The sequence below is a fragment of the Shewanella nanhaiensis genome (genome assembly GCF_019457885.1).
Lineage (GTDB): Bacteria > Pseudomonadota > Gammaproteobacteria > Enterobacterales > Shewanellaceae > Shewanella > Shewanella nanhaiensis.
Genome location: NZ_JAHZST010000003.1, coordinates 198,245 through 216,043 on the forward strand (window position 1 = coordinate 198,245; position 17,799 = coordinate 216,043).

15 protein-coding genes are annotated in these 17,799 nt (G+C 44.4%); 8 read left to right on the forward strand and 7 right to left on the reverse strand.

What is annotated here, in order from left to right; genetic code table 11:
* Nucleotides 1–186 precede the first annotated feature (186 nt).
* Both K0625_RS05435 and K0625_RS05440 read left to right on the forward strand, forming a co-directional pair.
* On the forward strand, nucleotides 187–1,395 hold the full coding sequence (locus K0625_RS05435) for an MFS transporter (protein WP_220108744.1): 1,209 nt from the start codon (nucleotides 187–189) through the stop codon (nucleotides 1,393–1,395).
* 38 nt (nucleotides 1,396–1,433) lie between these two features.
* Entirely contained in the window at nucleotides 1,434–2,267 is an 834-nt protein-coding gene (locus tag K0625_RS05440) for a TIGR03899 family protein (protein ID WP_232846953.1), read from the forward strand.
* Nucleotides 2,268–2,273: 6 nt separating this feature from the next.
* Here the strand turns inward: K0625_RS05440 and cobA are convergent, their stop codons facing one another.
* Nucleotides 2,274–3,095 carry a uroporphyrinogen-III C-methyltransferase gene (gene cobA, locus K0625_RS05445; protein WP_220108745.1) on the reverse strand — a complete coding sequence of 274 codons (822 nt, stop codon included), beginning with the start codon at nucleotides 3,093–3,095 and terminating at the stop codon, nucleotides 2,274–2,276.
* A 260-nt stretch (nucleotides 3,096–3,355) separates the two neighbouring features.
* Here cobA and K0625_RS05450 point away from each other — a divergent pair, with 260 nt between their 5' ends.
* The 5 genes from K0625_RS05450 (at nucleotide 3,356) to K0625_RS05470 (ending at nucleotide 7,478) form a co-directional block, all read left to right on the forward strand.
* Nucleotides 3,356–4,351 (forward strand): phospholipase A, encoded by a 996-nt coding sequence (locus K0625_RS05450; protein WP_220108746.1) that lies wholly within the window; start codon nucleotides 3,356–3,358, stop codon nucleotides 4,349–4,351.
* Nucleotides 4,352–4,613: 262 nt separating this feature from the next.
* Nucleotides 4,614–6,071 (forward strand): S41 family peptidase, encoded by a 1,458-nt coding sequence (locus K0625_RS05455; protein ID WP_220108747.1) that lies wholly within the window; start codon nucleotides 4,614–4,616, stop codon nucleotides 6,069–6,071.
* Nucleotides 6,072–6,115: 44 nt separating this feature from the next.
* Nucleotides 6,116–6,463: a hypothetical protein gene (locus K0625_RS05460; RefSeq protein WP_220108748.1), complete on the forward strand. Its 348-nt coding sequence runs from the start codon at nucleotides 6,116–6,118 to the stop codon at nucleotides 6,461–6,463.
* Nucleotides 6,464–6,533: 70 nt separating this feature from the next.
* Nucleotides 6,534–6,908 carry a hypothetical protein gene (locus K0625_RS05465; RefSeq protein ID WP_220108749.1) on the forward strand — a complete coding sequence of 125 codons (375 nt, stop codon included), beginning with the start codon at nucleotides 6,534–6,536 and terminating at the stop codon, nucleotides 6,906–6,908.
* Nucleotides 6,909–6,950: 42 nt separating this feature from the next.
* Nucleotides 6,951–7,478, forward strand: a complete 528-nt coding sequence (locus K0625_RS05470; protein WP_220108750.1) for a peroxiredoxin family protein — start codon at nucleotides 6,951–6,953, stop codon at nucleotides 7,476–7,478.
* Nucleotides 7,479–7,527: 49 nt separating this feature from the next.
* On the opposite strand, the gene K0625_RS05475 is transcribed toward K0625_RS05470, so the two are convergent.
* The 6 genes from K0625_RS05475 to K0625_RS05500 all read right to left on the reverse strand — a co-directional run bounded on the left by K0625_RS05475 (nucleotide 7,528) and on the right by K0625_RS05500 (nucleotide 15,995).
* On the reverse strand, nucleotides 7,528–8,382 hold the full coding sequence (locus K0625_RS05475) for a PA4780 family RIO1-like protein kinase (RefSeq protein ID WP_220108751.1): 855 nt from the start codon (nucleotides 8,380–8,382) through the stop codon (nucleotides 7,528–7,530).
* A gap of 125 nt (nucleotides 8,383–8,507) precedes the next feature.
* Nucleotides 8,508–8,921, reverse strand: a complete 414-nt coding sequence (locus tag K0625_RS05480; protein ID WP_220108752.1) for a DUF3010 family protein — start codon at nucleotides 8,919–8,921, stop codon at nucleotides 8,508–8,510.
* 61 nt (nucleotides 8,922–8,982) lie between these two features.
* Nucleotides 8,983–10,713 carry a hypothetical protein gene (locus K0625_RS05485; RefSeq protein ID WP_220108753.1) on the reverse strand — a complete coding sequence of 577 codons (1,731 nt, stop codon included), beginning with the start codon at nucleotides 10,711–10,713 and terminating at the stop codon, nucleotides 8,983–8,985.
* Between the two features lie 912 nt (nucleotides 10,714–11,625).
* Nucleotides 11,626–12,408, reverse strand: coding sequence for a phosphoadenylyl-sulfate reductase (locus K0625_RS05490; RefSeq protein ID WP_220108754.1), 783 nt, complete (start codon nucleotides 12,406–12,408; stop codon nucleotides 11,626–11,628).
* Nucleotides 12,386–14,119 carry an assimilatory sulfite reductase (NADPH) hemoprotein subunit gene (gene cysI, locus K0625_RS05495; protein WP_220108975.1) on the reverse strand — a complete coding sequence of 578 codons (1,734 nt, stop codon included), beginning with the start codon at nucleotides 14,117–14,119 and terminating at the stop codon, nucleotides 12,386–12,388. Before cysI ends, K0625_RS05490 begins: the two co-directional genes overlap by 23 nt.
* Before the next feature lie 91 nt (nucleotides 14,120–14,210).
* A complete protein-coding gene (locus tag K0625_RS05500) occupies nucleotides 14,211–15,995 on the reverse strand; it encodes an assimilatory sulfite reductase (NADPH) flavoprotein subunit (protein WP_220108755.1) in 1,785 nt (594 codons plus the stop codon).
* A 376-nt stretch (nucleotides 15,996–16,371) separates the two neighbouring features.
* On the opposite strand from K0625_RS05500, the gene K0625_RS05505 reads away from it, so the two are divergent.
* Nucleotides 16,372–17,736 (forward strand): MipA/OmpV family protein, encoded by a 1,365-nt coding sequence (locus K0625_RS05505; protein WP_220108756.1) that lies wholly within the window; start codon nucleotides 16,372–16,374, stop codon nucleotides 17,734–17,736.
* Nucleotides 17,737–17,799 lie beyond the last annotated feature (63 nt).

The following is a 17,799-nucleotide window of genomic DNA, read 5'->3' on the forward strand; positions in this document are numbered from 1 at the left end:
GAATTAACAGCTCCCCCTGAATTTGCGAAACAAATTACATTAAATGCGAATCATTTTCATTAAAATTTACATTTGTTTTTATAAGTAACTCACAAACGAGTTACAGATGTACTGCATGAAGAAAATCTAGATAAACTAGTGATACAATCGCTGAAATAGCCGCCACTTTTTATAAAATGGATAACAATGAGTAAAAGCCCACAAAAACTGCTTCTCTGGATGACCTTTATCATGTCGCTGGTATTCTCGGTGTGGCAGGTATTACTCAATAACTTTGTTATCGAAAGAGCTCAATTCAGTGGTGCCGAAATTGGCATGTTACAGAGTCTGCGTGAAGTGCCTGGCTTTCTAGCCTTTACGGCCATCTTTATTCTCATCTTAATTAGAGAGCAATCCTTTGCCCTGTTATCACTGGCAATATTGTGTGTTGGGGTGGCTATTACAGGTCTATACCCCGATGTTCTTGGTCTCTATTTAACCACTGTGATCATGTCTATCGGCTTCCACTATTTCGAAACCATCAATCAATCTTTGACCTTGCAATGGGTCGAGAAAAAAGAGACAGCCGCCTTCTTAGGTAAAGCACTGGCTTGGCGTTCGGCAGCAGCACTGTCAGGTTATGCCAGTATCTGGTTAATTATGACCTGGTTGAAACTCGACTATATCTGGATGTATGCCATCATCGGGTGTTTAGGCCTGTTAATGGTGCTCACCATTACCCTCTATTTCCCCAAGTTTGAAGTAGGAGAGGTTCAACATAAAAAGGTGATCTTAAGAAAACGTTACTGGCTCTACTATCTTTTGACCTTTTTCTCCGGTGCTAGACGGCAAATATTCATGGTTTTTGCTGGATTTATGATGGTGGAAAAGTTCGGATACAGCGTCTCTGAAATTACTGCTTTATTCCTGATTAACTATGTAGTCAACTTGCTGTTTGCCCCAGCAATAGGTCGATTTATCGGGCGTATCGGGGAGAGAAACGCACTGACTATTGAGTACATAGGCTTAATTCTCATATTTGTCAGCTACGCGCTTGTAGAGAGACCTGAGATAGCAGCGGCTCTCTATGTCATTGATCATCTACTTTTTGCTATGGCAATTGCGATTAAAACTTACCTCCAGAAGATTGCCGATAGCAAAGATATCGCCGCAACCATGTCTGTTAGCTTTACCATCAACCACATAGCGGCGGTCGTTATACCAGCAATTCTTGGTCTACTTTGGCTACACTCACCTCAGGCAGTATTTTATATTGGTGCAGGCTTCGCCCTCTGTTCATTAATTCTGGCAAGAAACATACCTGAGATCCCATCTCAAGGAAATGAGGTGAATTGGGGACTAATCCCCATTAACATTAGAAAAACTGAGAAAACCTCTACCAATCTGCCAGACTGAGTTAAGATTTATAATATGAAAATAATAGAGCAATAATGATGGCCGAATTGGCGAAAGTAAGTGAAACAAAGTCGGCTCAGTCCGATGTGTCGGCCCGTAAAAAAGCGCTCCTACTGGGTCGCCAACTAGGCTTAAGTAGCGAAGATGATTATCGTCCAGGCAGTGCATCTATTGCTGAGCGTGGGGAGCACAGGCAGCGTAAGCTGCTTAGTCAGTATCAAACAAACCTTGAAACCATCTACACCATCGCCTTGACCCATGCGCCATCAGATGTCACAGGGGTCGATCTAGACCCAGATTGGGCCCATCAATTTTTCCAGCTTGCAGAGCAGATCCACAACCGTAAAATGCAGGAGTTATGGGGGCGCATCTTAGCCAATGAGATCACCAACCCAGGTAACTTTAGCCTACGTACTCTCTCGACACTGAAGCAGCTGACCCACAAAGAGGCGCAGATATTAGAGAAAGCCTTAGGGATGGCGGTAAAAGTCAATGGTGAAGCAAGATTAAAGTTGATCTATGGTTACCGCTATACAGGAGGGCTTGGTCAGATATTTCGTAAATCTGCGCCAATCAATATCGGTTTATCTAATTTTGGTCTGCCCTACTCCAACATTTTGACCTTAGTTGATGCGGGGGTCCTTCACCGTGGAGAATTTGAAACTGGGCTGCTAAACAGTAAGAATCCCATCAACTTCACCCTACTTTCAGAGACGATGAAGCTGACACCTAAAAGCGGCCATCTGTTATTTAACTACTATCGATTAACGCCGATAGGTGACGAGCTGACTCAGCTCATTCAGCCCAAGCCAGATCCTGAATACGCTAAGACGATCCGCACTCTGTTTGCGAAGGACTTTAAGATTGAGTAGCGAAGACTAACGCCTGTCTTTAAGTTCAACGCCAATGGTTAACGGCTCACTTTCCGCTTTCGGCTCAAACCAATTCAGCGTATCGGCCAATTCAACGACTTCGCCGATGATCATCAAGGCGGGCATCTTAAGTTCTGGATCAGAGGCTAGTAAGTCCAACTCACCTAATGTACCGATAAAACGTTTTTGCTGGGCGGTTGTAGCCTTAGAGACAATAGCGACGGGGGTATCGGCGCTGCGGCCAGCTTCCATTAATCCAGACTTGATTATTCCCGCATTAAGAATGCCCATATAGATAACTAAGGTATTATTTGGGTTAGCATAACCCTTCCAATCCATAGGTCGGCTCTCTAACTGGCAGTGTCCCGTAATGAAAGAGACACCTTGAGCATAATCTCTGTGAGTCAGGGGGATCCCAGCATAGGCAGATGTGCCACTCGCAGCAGTGATCCCAGGGACCACTTCAAACTCAAGGCCAGCTTCAACTAAGCTCTGTAGCTCTTCACCACCACGGCCGAAGATAAAGGGATCGCCTCCTTTTAAGCGCACCACATTTTTACGTGTAAAGCCTTTAGTGACCAGCAGTTGATTGATCTCATCTTGAGCCGCGCTGTGTTTACCCGCACGTTTTCCCACCGCAATTTTCTCAGCATCTTGTGGAACAAGACTCATGATTTCATCACTGACGAGCGCATCAAAAAGTACCACATCGGCACTCTTTAAGATCCAATATGCCTTAAGCGTTAACAGCTCAACATCACCGGGCCCTGCTCCGACTAACCATACTTTTCCACCAGCTCTTTGACCGGGTAACGTTACTACATCCATCTCACTGCCCCACACACGACTCTGTAGTATGAAATATACCCCTCCACTTATAACTTAATAAATAGTTATTTATTAGCTGTTATTCCATTTAGTTATTTAAGTGAGGGTTATTGAGCGTTATCCCAGTCAATCTAAGCCTATGGCTATAGTTCAACATGTTGCTAAGTTGCAAGGTGATTGTCTATCCCACTGTTAAAAAGCAATTTTGCGAGGTAACATTCCCTTTATAAAAGATCACCTCTATTTTTCATGGATGACTTATGAAAAGCCAAAGCACAACACATCTATCGCTCTTACTCTTAACTCTGCTATCCACATTTTTTATCTCGTCATCTGTGTATGCCCACGACCTGAAAAACCATGAAACCCATCATAAAGAAAAGGATGTAGCAGCGGCTAAACAGGACAACACAGAGACCATTGAGAGAGAGCACAATAACTCATTAGTGGATGAACGCGTGCATGATGAACTGGCCACCTCGGAACTTCCTTTCGTGATGACTCCCCATAACGTTAACTACATTTTGCCAGCAACCTATAACACCAGTCCCAATATGGCTCCTTTCGAGGAGGAAGCCAAAGAGCACTCCTTCGACCTAGATAATATGGAAGCAAAGTTTCAGATAAGCTTTAAATTTCCCTTAATGTATAACGTCTTCGGAGATAATGGTCACCTCTTCGTCGCCTATACAAACCAATCCTACTGGCAGGTCTACAACAAGGATATCTCATCACCGTTTCGTGAAACAAACCATGAGCCAGAGATATTTATGATGTTCAATAATGACTGGCAAGTTGGTCCACTTCGGAACTCGTTCTGGGGAGTCGGAGCGGTTCACAAATCAAATGGAAAATCAGGCAGCCTTTCTCGTAGCTGGAATAGAATTTACGGCACCATGGTGTTTGACAACGGCCCCTTTGCGCTTGGCGCCAAAGTTTGGTGGCGTATCCCTGAAGATGAAAAAGAGACTCCTACATCCCCTAAGGGTGATGACAACCCAGATATCACAGATTATATGGGTAATTTTGAGCTCACAGGTATCTATGGTATCGACGAACACAGATTTACCATGATGATTAGAAACAACTTCTCCAACCCAAATTATGGAGCTATTGAAGCCACCTGGAGCTACCCCATCATAGGACAGCTGCGGATCTACACTCAGTACTTTAATGGTTACGGGGAGAGTTTGATCGATTATAACTCTCATACTCAGCGTATAGGGATAGGCGTATCGATCAACGACATTTTGTAAATATCTTCCAGCCATAACACCTTATGCTCTATGGCTAATATCGTTAGGCATAAATATGGACATAGAGAGCACGATGGAGGATATTATAAATTCAAGCAAGGTGAGCTATAGTGTATTGAGTGGGCAAGCATCAATAAGGGAATAACCATTATCCTCAATCACTGCCTTGTTCAGCTTTCCAACGGGGCTCTGAAACGAGCATCCTGAGGTGGCTTAGGTATAGTATCGTTAGCCATTAGCGACTGACATATCAAGGAGTGATATGAACTTTAGCTTTAAAGATGTAGTGAATGTATTTGGCATCTGCTTGCTGCTCAGTATCCTGCAGCTCTCTCGTTTTTTGGTGATTGATAACACAACAAAAATGAGTCTAAGTGCCCAGCAGATGCAACAAGATCTCGACACCTTAGTGGCAGAGGTCAGCCAACATTCGGCTTTTTCGGCTCTTGATCCACGACTTCTGCAGAATATTGAAAATCGAGTTAACTCTCTTCACTACCTCTACTCGCTAGGCATAGATTCAAATCGATTCCACGCTGAAATAGCAAAGCTGCTTGCTCAACTCAATGATCCAGGCATCAACCTCTCTATAAGTGCTTACTCCACAGACCAACTGCCTTTTTCATTAAAACCCATGGGAAAACTGTGGCTTGCACTCGATGACTCTGAAACGCCTCTCGATCTTGAACATCCCTTTGTCAGCCATATCGATGGTGTTCCTCTCTCCTATTGGCTTAAGGCGGCCAGAAAATTTATCTCCAGCTCACAGCAAGAAGATCTGGCACTCACCTTAGCGTGGCTTTCACGTTTAGACCTTTTAAGAGCTGAGATGGGCTTGCCTCTGGATGAAACCGTCTCTCTCACCCTCTTCAATGATGAAGAATCAAAAAAAGAGCTAACCTTAGCCATTCACTCCCAAGCCAAGCTCCCCTATAAAGAGCTTGTCATTGGAAGCCAAGATACAGACACTAACCCGATTAAGATCGCAGACCTAGACGAACTCAGCACAAACAGAAAGCTATTATCTCAACTAGAAACAGCATTCGAAAATCCCCTTACAATCTTGGATCTTAGGCAAGCCAAAGGATACAGTGATAAGCTATTAACCATACTCACGAATGAGTTCTCCCCTTCTCTTCCTGAGTCAACTAGCCCAGTTTTTACCTTAGCTCGATATCGCCGCGCTTCTAACTTTAAGAGTGATTACTTAAGAGCTGACTACCTTCGTCCTTTCAATGAGTTAAATTTCTTCGAGCAGGTACAACTGTCTGAGATAAAAGTGAAACTTGAAACTCAGAATTCAGATAGCTTTAGCCAACTTTATGCCAGAAAAAATCATCCACAAGCAGATAAAACTCAACACACAAACAGACTCGCGCTGATGATTGGTTCTCAGTGCAGACAGGAGTGTGAATGGATAGCCTACCTTGCAAAAACCTGGCCTAAAGTGACACTCATAGGTGAAAAAACACCTGGAGATCTGGGGAAGCATTACCACTTTACACTGCCCAACAGTAAGCTCAATATCGCGCTAACCAGCAGCCTTCACTATAACCCTCAAGGTGCTTTAATCTCCGGAGTTGGCACTGAGCCGGACATCACGTTTACCGACAGTGAACCGCTTCACTGGCAAAGCTTAGTGACTCAGCTTAACAATCAAGCTTCGCCAGAAAATTCACAGCAAGCACCTAAGAGTTTTGTCACAGCCATAAGCAATTGAGTTACACTAGAGATACGCATCCATCATCAGGAGCAACTTTCACCATGGCAAAAAAGGAAAAGTTTATACTCAAAGCCGATACTTTTAACCGCGGCGCACTGCGCATGACAGTTGCAATTTTGAGAGATACTAACCCTAAGTTAGCACTCCTTGTTCAGAACCAGATGTTTGCACCACTCAATCCTCAAATGGATAACAATCCAAGCCCAAAAGACAACTTCAGGGTAGACTTAGAGCCACTAGATGTTAGGCGTGTGGTCGAACAACTAAAAATAAAAGAGCTAAACCCTCAAACAGATCCCGGTACGCAGATGTTGATTAAGGCGTTAGTGATAGACTGGATAAATTATGCAAACTTTCTTATTGAGCTAGAAAACAACAAAAATGCATAGTAAGCTGGTGCCCATATTAGTAAAAACAGATATTGCTGTTTCAATATAAAAAGCATAATGGATTATCTCAATGAGCAGCCCAATAGGCGGATTTTACCTTAACGCACAATACCGAAAACAAGCAGACCAATTTGAGCTAGATACCAAGCTCAAACTTGAGTTGACTATTAAGCTAGAGCTCGATGGAAAATGCTTAATTGAAGCGGCTAAATCAAGCTTGTCAGACTCAGCTCTTCTGCTCGACAATGAGCAAGTTACAATAACACTCACCCCAAGTGTTATCTCAGAGACACTGATCCAAGTTCATAGCGAGATAACCATTAAGCAGTTTGATCCGTTAAAAACACTTCAGCAGCAACTTACCATTGAATCCGGTGAACAGCTCAGCACACTGGTAGAGGGAGAGCCTCACTTACAACTTACCCTTGGAGCTGTAAAAATATAATGATGCTAATCTAGTAACATTCCACTAAAAGGCCTAGTTAACATGAAAGTTTTTCTAAAATTAATATTAGTCTTAATATTTACCACTCCATTAAGTGCCATAGCCAGCGACCTAAAAGTGGGCGATATGGCACCAAACTTTAAGCTTCAATCCACCAATGGTCACTTCTATCAACTCAGTGACTACCTAGGTAAGCAAACATTGGTACTTGCCTGGTATCCAATGGCAAATACCCATGGCTGCACCCTTGAGTGTCGCTCTCTCGTGCAGAAAGGCCACCTGATCCGTGAGTATAATGCGGTATATATGATGGCAAGTGTGGATGACTTAGAGGACAACCAAGATTTTGCCGAGAAACAGAAAGCTGACTTCCCCATGTTAAGCGATCCAACCAAAGAGACAGCCAAAGCTTATGATGTACTCAACTTTGTTCGAGTAGCAAGCAGAGTCACTTTCTACATAGGCAAAGATGGCAAGATTTTAAAGATAGATGAAGATATCAATGCCGAAACGGCTGCAGAGGATATTGCGGCAACCCTCAAAGAGCTAGGGATAGAGAAAAGCGGTTAAACAAAGTAGATATGAGATTCTAGCTCTTTGGAGCTAGAATCTGTTAAATTTAGCCTTCAGCAGCCTCACGGATACGCTCTTTACGCTCCTGCTCCTCATCAAAGGCGGCTTCAATCTCTGCAAGTACTGAGTCCACATCAGCAGCCTTAGTGCTCTCTTTGAATTTACCCGTTAGCTCAACCTCAGGTGTTAGCTTTCCAGACTCAAACAGTGCCCACATCTCTTTAGCATATTTACTACCCAAGAGCTCAGATGCAAATTGCCCATAGTACTGAGTCATGTTGTTTACATCACGCTCTAACATACGCTTAGCGTTGTTATTGGCTGCCGCATCAACGGCTTGAGGCAGATCGATAATCACTGGACCAGAGCTGTCTAGCAGGACATTAAACTCTGAAAGATCGCCATGAATTAAGCCCGCACATAACATGCGCTGCACATCTTTCATCACAGCCTTGTGCTGCTCAAGCGCCTGCTCTGATGACAAGCTGACATCATTTAAACGCGGCGCGACAAACCCTTCATCATCGGTTATAAGCTCCATTAAGAGCACACCGTCGAAACAACCGTAAGGCTGTGGGACACGAACACCAGCATTGGCTAAGCGATAGAGGGCATCAACTTCAGCATTTTGCCAAGCAGACTCCTGCTCACTGCGACCAAATTTAGAGCCTTTCTCCATCGCTCGTGAGCGACGACTGTTACGACTCTTGCGCCCTTCGCGATACTGAACCGCTTGCTTAAAGCTGCGCTTTTCGGCTTCTTTATAAATTTTTGCACAACGAACATCGCCACCACTGCGAACAACGAAGACATCGGCTTCTTTGCCACTCATCAATGGACGAAGGACTTCATCTACTAAGCCTTCATCAACGAGAGGCTGGATACGTTTCGGAATTTTCATAGCGCCCTTATACCTTACTTAAGGCATAGATGGAATATTAAACCCTGTGATCATCAAATAAAAATGATCCTAAACCGAACAAACTGGGTGTTTCTTTAAAAGAAAACTTCAATAAGCTCATATTATTAAGTAAGAAATTCAAATGCTAAGTCATAAGCTTTGCCAAGATCGACCGTTTTAGGCTTTAAATCTTTAAACTCAGCGTTTCTCTTATCTGTTGCCCTAACGGTTGCAGGGTGTACCAGTTCAACATTTGTCCTTGCCACCGCTAAGATAACCCCCTCCATTAAGAAGGTTCCCGCACCACCAGCACCTTGGCCCGATGTCGCTCTTCGATTTAATACGATCAAGTCAACCTTGTGTTCATGACAATAAGCAAGAATGGCTTCGCCGAACTGGATAACTTCACTCTGACTTGGGTTTTTCACTAATGTGAATTTATTAACCTTAGGTGCAACCAGCTGATGGCTCGCTCGAGAACCCGCTAGCGTCACTATACGCACTTCATTAGCTTTTAAAAACATACCCGCTATTAGCATAACTTAACAGACCCTTAAAAAAAAAGAGCCAGCTTAGCTGGCTCAACTATCAAATTTAGTACTATTGACCAGCTGGAGTCGTTTTGTTATCCACGACAGAATCGAAAACGATACCCTGTTGATTAATGTCCAACACCATCTTGAGCTGCATATTATAATCTTTCATCATTGCTAGCTCTTCAGGCATCGGCTCTCCACTCAGCTCTGCAAGTGTAACCAAAGGCGTAAGCATCTTGCCATAATCCACAGTTGCAGTGTAAAGACCGTTACTCTTCAATGTTTCAGCAGCAAGCTCTTCAGCCTTAGCCTCTCCCGCTTCTCCACTAAAAATAACTAAATGGCTGCCTTTTACTGCCATCTTAGGCTTAACACCAAACTCAGACGGCAGAGGAAGTAGATAGGAGAGGTCAATAGCCTCACCATTATCCTTCAGCTCAATATCAGCAAGCTCAGGGGCAAAAGGCTTTACCATATTAAACAGCATACTTGGGTTATCTGCCGATAAACTGATAATCGCATCGACACTTTCCAGTGCAGGATTGTCTTGATCATCACTAAACTTATAATCGATAACCGAAGCCGCAATACCTTTCACACCGTTGGCCATTCCCGTGAACATGCCTAGCATTGCCGGACTTTGACCTGCCATCTCCCCCTGCATCTCCTGTAGCACCTGACACTGATATTGAGGCGTTAGCATATCGTCCCAGATGGCTGTCAATGAGGGAACTAACTCATTGAGATCTATACCCAGCCCCATAGAGAAAACAGAACTATTTGATTGACTTACATAATCAGGAATAAAACCTCTCATCGATGAAAGCGCATCCAACACCAGTTGGTTTTTGCTCTCAACTATGGTCTCTAACTCCATATGACTTTTAGTGTCGCTAATAGAGAGGTTATTGACGCCAAACACAGTACGAGGCCAATTTGCAGCAATACTTGATAGCTCAGTATGACACTCATTAGAGCGAACAATAGCGAAAGGATCCTCCCCCTCTTGCTCTGCAAATGCCGTCAGTTGTCTTGCTAACTGGTTACCGTCTTTGGTCGTTATCGCGCGAACAATCTCTTGATGATTAAGATACCCAATACCATCACCGCTAAACCCGTGGGTTTTCATGATATCGTCCAAAATTCCTGAGTCAGCAAGAGAGTTAGCCACAGGTGCAAGAGCAAGTGCGGTCTCTAGCGTCTCAGGTTGGCTAAAGGAGCTATCAAATGTCACGGTTAAGATGCCGTCAGCAATGGCAAACAACAGGTCTATCGTCTCAGTCTCACCCACATCGGTCATGGAGTAAGAGCGATACTCAACCCCTTTTACCGTTTTCTTCTCATGGGTTAAGCCACTCTCTTTTTCAGCTTTATCGAGCACGGCCCAAATAGCTTTTGGATCTTCAACCTCTAACTTAATAACGGGCAGCAGACCTAAGGTATAAAAGTAGCTGCGCATCTTTTCAGGCAAGCCAAAGGTCGAGACAAACTTCTCGCCGCTCTCTAAACTCTCCATATAGGTTTGAGTCAAACTGAGCATAAATTTAGCTCTGGTATCTTCAGACTCTTCTAGCTCGGCAAACATATCATCGCCATAGGCTTGATAGTTTTGAGAAACCGAGTTGATATAAGACTTGATGGGAAAAGGAGTCAATTGAGCTGAGAAAAGTGGCGTGTCGGAAGGCACTGAAGCGAGAATCAGATCGGCCTCACCACTTGCTCCCCTATCTTGACTCACCCAATAACCTGCAGCACCAGCAGCAACCACAGCCGCGGCAATTAATACTTTCTTCATCCAACAAACTCCATTTAAATTTTGATATCTAAAATCCATGTTGATTTTAGAATTTTCCTAAAGACATTAGCCGCTCAATATACTATATCAAGCGATTAATACCAGTTGCATTAAGTATCTGACCATTCAGCGGGAATTCAAAGCGCTGTAGGCAAGGCTGGGGATTGAAGCTAATAGTTATTCTATATCTAAAGCCCCAAACGTAGCATAAAGTGCTTTGAAACCCGCACTATGTGAGCGACTCAGAATTTCCTCTTCTGCTTTGCATTGACTTAAAAGGGAGTAACCATTTCCTCGCCAATGCGCCTTGAATAGAAAAACCTGAGGCACTCTGAATTGATTACATACTTAATGCAATTGGTATAAAAGGAGAAAGAGGAAATATACATTAGCAGGATGCCGTATTAGCAACATATTTTTTAGATAAGGGGGAGGATAAGCAGCCCCTGAATAGCCACTTCGGACTATTCAGGAGTTATAGCTTTTGATTAAGCAGGCGCTAACAAGCCAATCAAACGCAGCCTATCGATACGATAAGCATGGCTATATTTGCTGACGGCTCTGCATCTACTAACAAGTATACCCATTGGCAGTCTCGAACTCTTTCACAACGTATTTAATGAAAGAGAGAGGCCAAAATCGAGCCAACGGATACCGGGAAGGTCTTGTCAGTAGTGGGTCTCATTCGAGCCCCTAAACAGAACAGCATTCTAAAACCATCTACGGGAACTAACTACTATAGACCACAAAAATAGATGTGCATAACTTTGTGGGTAAAAATGTATAAATATTTGTAAATTTAAGTCTAAAGTTTACTATTCATTCATCAAGCCCATATCAGTTAAAACAATGACAGCACTGTCAGATCTGACCAGTTATCCACATTTTCATCTTATCGCCATGCAGATAAACCTAGATTTCAAAGTGGAGTCCACACTCACGTTTCAGACCATTGAAACGAGTATCTTCTTCACTCATCCCTAACTCTAACGGCTTGCTCGAATGCGTATCACCAACAGAAACATAGCCTTGATCCCATAGTGGGTGGTAGGGAAGATCATGCTCTGTCAGGTATTCATGAACCTCTTTATTACTCCACTCCAAAATGGGCAAAATCTTAAATCGAGTACCGTGAATAGCTAAAATAGGCAATGCCTCACGAGTGCTCGATTGTGAGCGACGTAAACCCGCAAACCAAGTGCCGACTTCATTATCTGTCAGCGCCCGCTGCATAGGCTCAACCTTGTTCATGCGATTATATTGATCTAAGCCATCTAAGCCTTTTTCCCACAGTAGGCCATACCTGGCCTCCTGCCACGCAGGCGTATACTTAGACGAGTAGATCTTAAGGTTCAAACTAAGACGCTCTGTTAACTCATCAATAAAGCGATAAGTTTCAGGAAAAAGGTAACCTGTATCGGTCAATATCACTGGAATATCTGCTTTTTGGCTGCTCACCAGATGCAACATCACCGCGCCCTGAATACCGAAGCTTGAGGAGAGCGCATGGTTTCCCGGCAGGTATTCAAGCGCCCAAGCTACGCGCTGGGCTGGAGTTAGTTCAGCCAAAAACTGATTGATCCGCTCAAGCTCACCCTTTTGCTCCACTTCAGGGGCATCAAGGAGGGCCAACAACTCATCTCTTGAAACAATGGAATCAATACTGCTTGATTCATGCATGATTGTGCTGCTCATGGAAATCCTTAGCGGCATCGATTACCGCACTCACTGCACCAATGCGTACCGTGAAGTTACCGAAAGTCTCCGCCTCTTCTCGCTCAGCCACATAGCGGGCAAACAAGCTATCAAGTTCAGATAAAATTTCAGCTTCTTGAATATTTTCACGGTATAACTTGTTTAAACGTGTTCCTTCAAAGCTTGCACCTAGGTACAAGTTGTAGCGACCTGGCGCCTTACCCACTAAGCCGATCTCGGCAGCAAAAGGACGTGCACAACCATTTGGACAACCTGTCATGCGGATAACAATTCCTTGGTCAAGGAAGCCATGCTTCTCCTGCAGAGACTCAACTTTACTGAGGAAGTCTGGGAAATAACGTTCAGCTTCAGCCATCGCAAGGGCACAGGTTGGCAGGGCAACACAAGCGATAGAGCGACCGCGGGTTTCAGTTATCAACTTACCCATCAATCCATGACTTCTCGCCAGGGCTTCGATCTCTGCTTTATCTTCCTGGGCAACACTGGCGATGATAAAGTTTTGATTCGAGGTCATACGGAAATCGCCTTTATGGATTTTAGCGATCTCCCTTAATCCAGTTTGCAGCGGTTGACCTGGTAGATCTTTAATTCGCCCCCCTTCAATAAACAGGGTCAGGTGCCACTTATTATCCACCCCTTTTATCCAGCCGTAGCGATCGCCTCGATCACCGATCACCACATCACGCTTAGGCTCAAACTTCACCCCTGCGCGTTTCTCAACTTCCGCTTTAAATGCGTCATAGCCATATTTAACTATGGTGTACTTAAGTCTTGAAAGTTTACGGTTAGAGCGGTTACCCCAGTCACGCTGCACCTTTAAAACAGCCTCGGCAAACTTCAGCGTATCTTCAGCCTTAATAAAGCCAAAATCATCGGCTAGACGGGGAAAAGTTTGGACTTCACCATGGGTCGAGCCCATACCGCCACCGGCAACTAAATTAAAACCAACCAGCTCACCCTCTTCGGCAACGGCAACAAAACCTAAGTCATTGGTGTAAACATCAACATCGTTATCTGGCGGCACGGCAACGGCCATCTTAAATTTACGCGGAAGATAGGTTTTACCGTATACAGGCTCAACATCATCCCCTTCGCTGGTCGCAACCTTGTCATCACCTAACCAGATCTCCGCATAGGCTTTAGTGCGAGGAAGGTACTGATCAGATAGCTGTTTCGCCCAGTAATACGCTTGCTCATGGAGACGAGACTCAACAGGGTTTGGATTACACATCACATTACGGTTAACGTCACCACAGGCCGCGATAGAATCAAGCGCCTTGCTATCTAGGCCCTGGATCAGCGTTCTCAAATTACGCTTAGAGATCCCGTGATATTGAAACGTCTGACGTGTGGTTAAACGAATACTATTTGAGCTGGTCAATGTTGATGCGATCTCATCAACTCCCAGCCACTGCTCAGGGCTACAAACACCACCTGCAACACGTGCACGCAACATGAAACTGTAGAGAGGCTCAAGTTTCTGCTCTTTACGCTCATTACGCAGATCACGATCATCTTGCTGATAGAAACCATGAAACTTAATCAGCTGCTGGTCTCCTTCACTAAACGAGCCAGTTACCGCGGTATCTAACCCCTCTTGGATCGTTCCACGCAGAAAATCACTGTCTGTTTTCAGGTGTTCATTTACAGATAACGCTTCTTCTTTCTCTACACTCTTACCGTCTGACATAGCCGCAGCCTCACTCAATTCTTTACTGTGCAGCACGTCATGGCGCCGCATCTTTATCCATTTTTACTAAAATCTAACCATCTAATTAGTCTTAGTAGACATCTTTCTGGTAGCGCTTATCACTGCGTAACTGCTCTAAAAAGACCTCAGCCTCTTCGGCTGTTTTACCGCCAAATTTAACCGCCACATCCAGCAAAGCTTGATGAACATCTTTAGCCATGCGCTCTGCGTCACCACAGATATAAAGATGAGCACCCGCCTCTAGCCAGTTCCATACCTCTTCGCCCTGCTCGGCAATGCGATCTTGAACGTAGATCTTATGGGCCTGGTCGCGAGAGAAAGCCAGATCGATACGGGTTAACGAACCATCTTTTAGATACTGCTGCCACTCTGTTTGATAGAGGAAGTCTTGCTCAAAATGTGGATTGCCGAAAAACAGCCAACTATCACTTTCAACGCCTTGAGCAGCCCTCTCCTGCATAAAGGCACGAAATGGTGCCACACCGGTTCCAGGTCCCACCATGATCACTGGTGTATCTGGATTTTCAGGCAGTCTAAAGTGGCTATTAGGCTCAACATAAACCTTAACTTCCGCCCCCTCTTCAGCTTCTGCCAAAAATTGGGATGCACCACCAAAGCGAGTTCCGCCATCGCGCTCATCTTCAACGAGAGCAACGGTAAGGTGGACTTCTGACTCAACCTCTGACTGACTCGATGCAATAGAGTACAGACGTGGAGTAATAGGGCGCAGTAACTCAATTAACTGCACTGGAGTTATCGTTACCTGATATTTAGTCGCTAGATCGACAAGCTGATGATTAAGCACAAACTGACGTGTCAGCTCCCTATCTTCAACAAGCTTAAGCAGAGTCTCATCGCCACTTAACTCCGCCCAGCCCTTCACAAGTCCAGGATAAAGTTGTGTCAGCTCTTTCTTCTCAATTAACGCCTGCTTCAGTGGCAAGCTCTCTTTTGCAACTGTCACCTCAGTAGCGCCATCAAGGGATAATTGAGTTAAGATCTCCTCAACCAAGACCTCACTGTTACTAAACCAAACGCCTAAGGCATCACCGGCTTGATAACTAAGTTCAGACTCGCCCAAATCAATCTCAACATGGCGCACATCACGATCAGAATCACGACCTGTTAGCTTCTGGCTGACAAGCAACTCTGCAGCAAAAGGATTTTGCTTAGTAAACTGACTCTCAGATGTACTTGTCGATGAGCCGATGGAAACAACACTGGCACTTGAGGTTTGGATTAATGGCTTAATCGACTCAAGAAGATCTGACTGCCACTGCTGCGCCGCCTCTTCATAGTCAACATCACACTCAACAAGCGGTTGAATCGCTTTAGCACCAAGGGCAGCTAATCTCTCATCAAAATCTTTACCTGTTTGACAGAAAAACTCATAACTTGAATCCCCTAATGCCAACACTGAATAGTGCAAGTTATCTAGCTTAGGCGCTCGCTTAGACGCTAGAAATTTATGCAACTCTAAAGCATCATCGGGCGCTTCACCTTCACCATGGGTACTAACAACCGCTAGCAGTAGGGTCTCCTGCTTAAGCTGACGTACCTTGTAATCCCCCATAGAGGCAAGGTTAACCGCGTAACCTTGGGCTTTAGCTTTAGCCGCTAACTCATTAGCTACTCCTCTACCGTTCCCGGTTTGACTACCATACAAAATGGTGACTGTTTGTGCTGGCTCAGCTTCAACACTCACCTGGCTGCTACCTTGCTCTGCCGTAGCAGACAGGTAACCACTCACCCAAGCCAGTTGAACGGCACTCAGCTCAGAAGTGAGCTGCTTTAACTTTTCTACCTGCCCCTGAGACAGAGGAGATGCGAACGATGAAAGCTCTTTTAACAACATGGGAACAGCCCTATATCAGTGTAATGTCAGTTAGCTTAGCCCCTATAAGGAAAAGCAAAAAAGAATAAAATCTGATTTTTAATACCTTTTTGGAATATAAGAGGTAAGCGGTGCTGTTATTAGCAAAATAGAGCTGTTAGCGAACAAGACTACATTCACAAAATAAAGAAGAGATATTAACTAACAAATCAGAATTTAGCAGTGCAAACACTCATCCTCATTGTAAGTAAAATAGAGGATGGCAAGTAGGCGTAAATATTTGGAATCATTTAAGTTAACGATTAAGCATCAAGATGTTTATCTCCTGATAAATATATTTTTAACTTAGCCGTTTCACTCTATAATGCTTGCAAGTTGACCTAACACAAAGAGATCTATGAACTACCCTATTGGCGTCATAGCCGGCCTTGCTGCACTAACATTCACTCAGCTCTCTACTGCTTCAGAAATCGAAGATGGTGATCATGGCGAGCCGCAACATGAGGTCATCTATGAAACTCAATATCAAGCTGATATTTGGGGCCTAGGTATGGGGATGAGACGAGGTGATATTCCTTTTGCAACAGAGGGTGACGAGGTCTACGACATATTACCTATGCTCAAATACAGAAATGACTATCTCTTTATCGATGGCATGGAAGCTGGGTTCCATATATGGAAAAACGAGCAACATCAGGTCAATGCCTATACCCGTTTCAGGTTTGTCGACATCCCTAAAGAGTTACAGAATGAAACCCAATCACAGGCTTTCGATTTTGGTCTACAGTATCGTTTCTTACAAGGCCCCTGGGAGGCTGACGCCGCTTTTTTATCTGATTCAAACAAGCGCAGCTACGGCTATACCCGCACTCAATACCACTGGGAGAAAGGTGGTTTATACCTCAACCCCTACGCTGAATTTCATTGGAAAAGTGCCGACTTTAATGAGTACTATTATGGTTTAGAGCAGTATGAAGTTGGCGCTGGAATTGAGTTTAATGCAGGCATTAAAGCCCGTTACCATCTCGTCAGTAATCTATACCTATTAGGGCAGTTTGGTGTAGGGCGGCTCGAAGATGAGGTCGCTAACTTACCCAGCATGGACACCCAATACCAGTATGAGTCCTATTTTGGCTTTGCTTTCTACCCAGATGCTAAAAGCAGAAAGTCGATGGCAGTAAGAGCAAGCTCACCAGATAGTGATGATGACAGTGAATTCTTACGCTTGGCACACGGCTGGGCAACCCCCTCAAACCTTAATGAGATCATGACGGGAAATGCCAGAACCGATCCCTATAATAATCAACTCACCTCACTCTTTTACGGTACCCGTTTAACCGACACCCTATTTACCTTGCCAATCGAGCTCTATTTTACGCCAGGGGCAGTATGGCACCACGATTCAGCGGTGCAGAGCGATCTTGCAGAGGCTGTGATTGCGATAAAAGCCTTCTACACCTTTGAGTTTGGTCCAAAGTGGCGTTTAGGCGTAGCAGAGGGGCTATCTTATATCAGCTCGGTGAGCCATATCGAAGGAACTGAGCTAGAAGAGAAAGGTTATAAACCCTCTAAGTTACTTAACTATTTAGACTTCTCTCTAGACGTCAATCTGGGGGATATCTTCAATCGCCATGATATGCGTAACCTCTGGCTTGGGTACAGCATTCACCATAGATCTGGGATCTATGAGAAAAGCTCTGCTTTTGGCAGAATAGGCGGCGGCAGTAATTATCAAAGCGTCTACCTGCAGTGGCATTTTTAACCATGCCAAGCGCCTTAAAATAAGCAATAAAAAGGCTGCAACTGCAGCCTTTTTTGAACATGT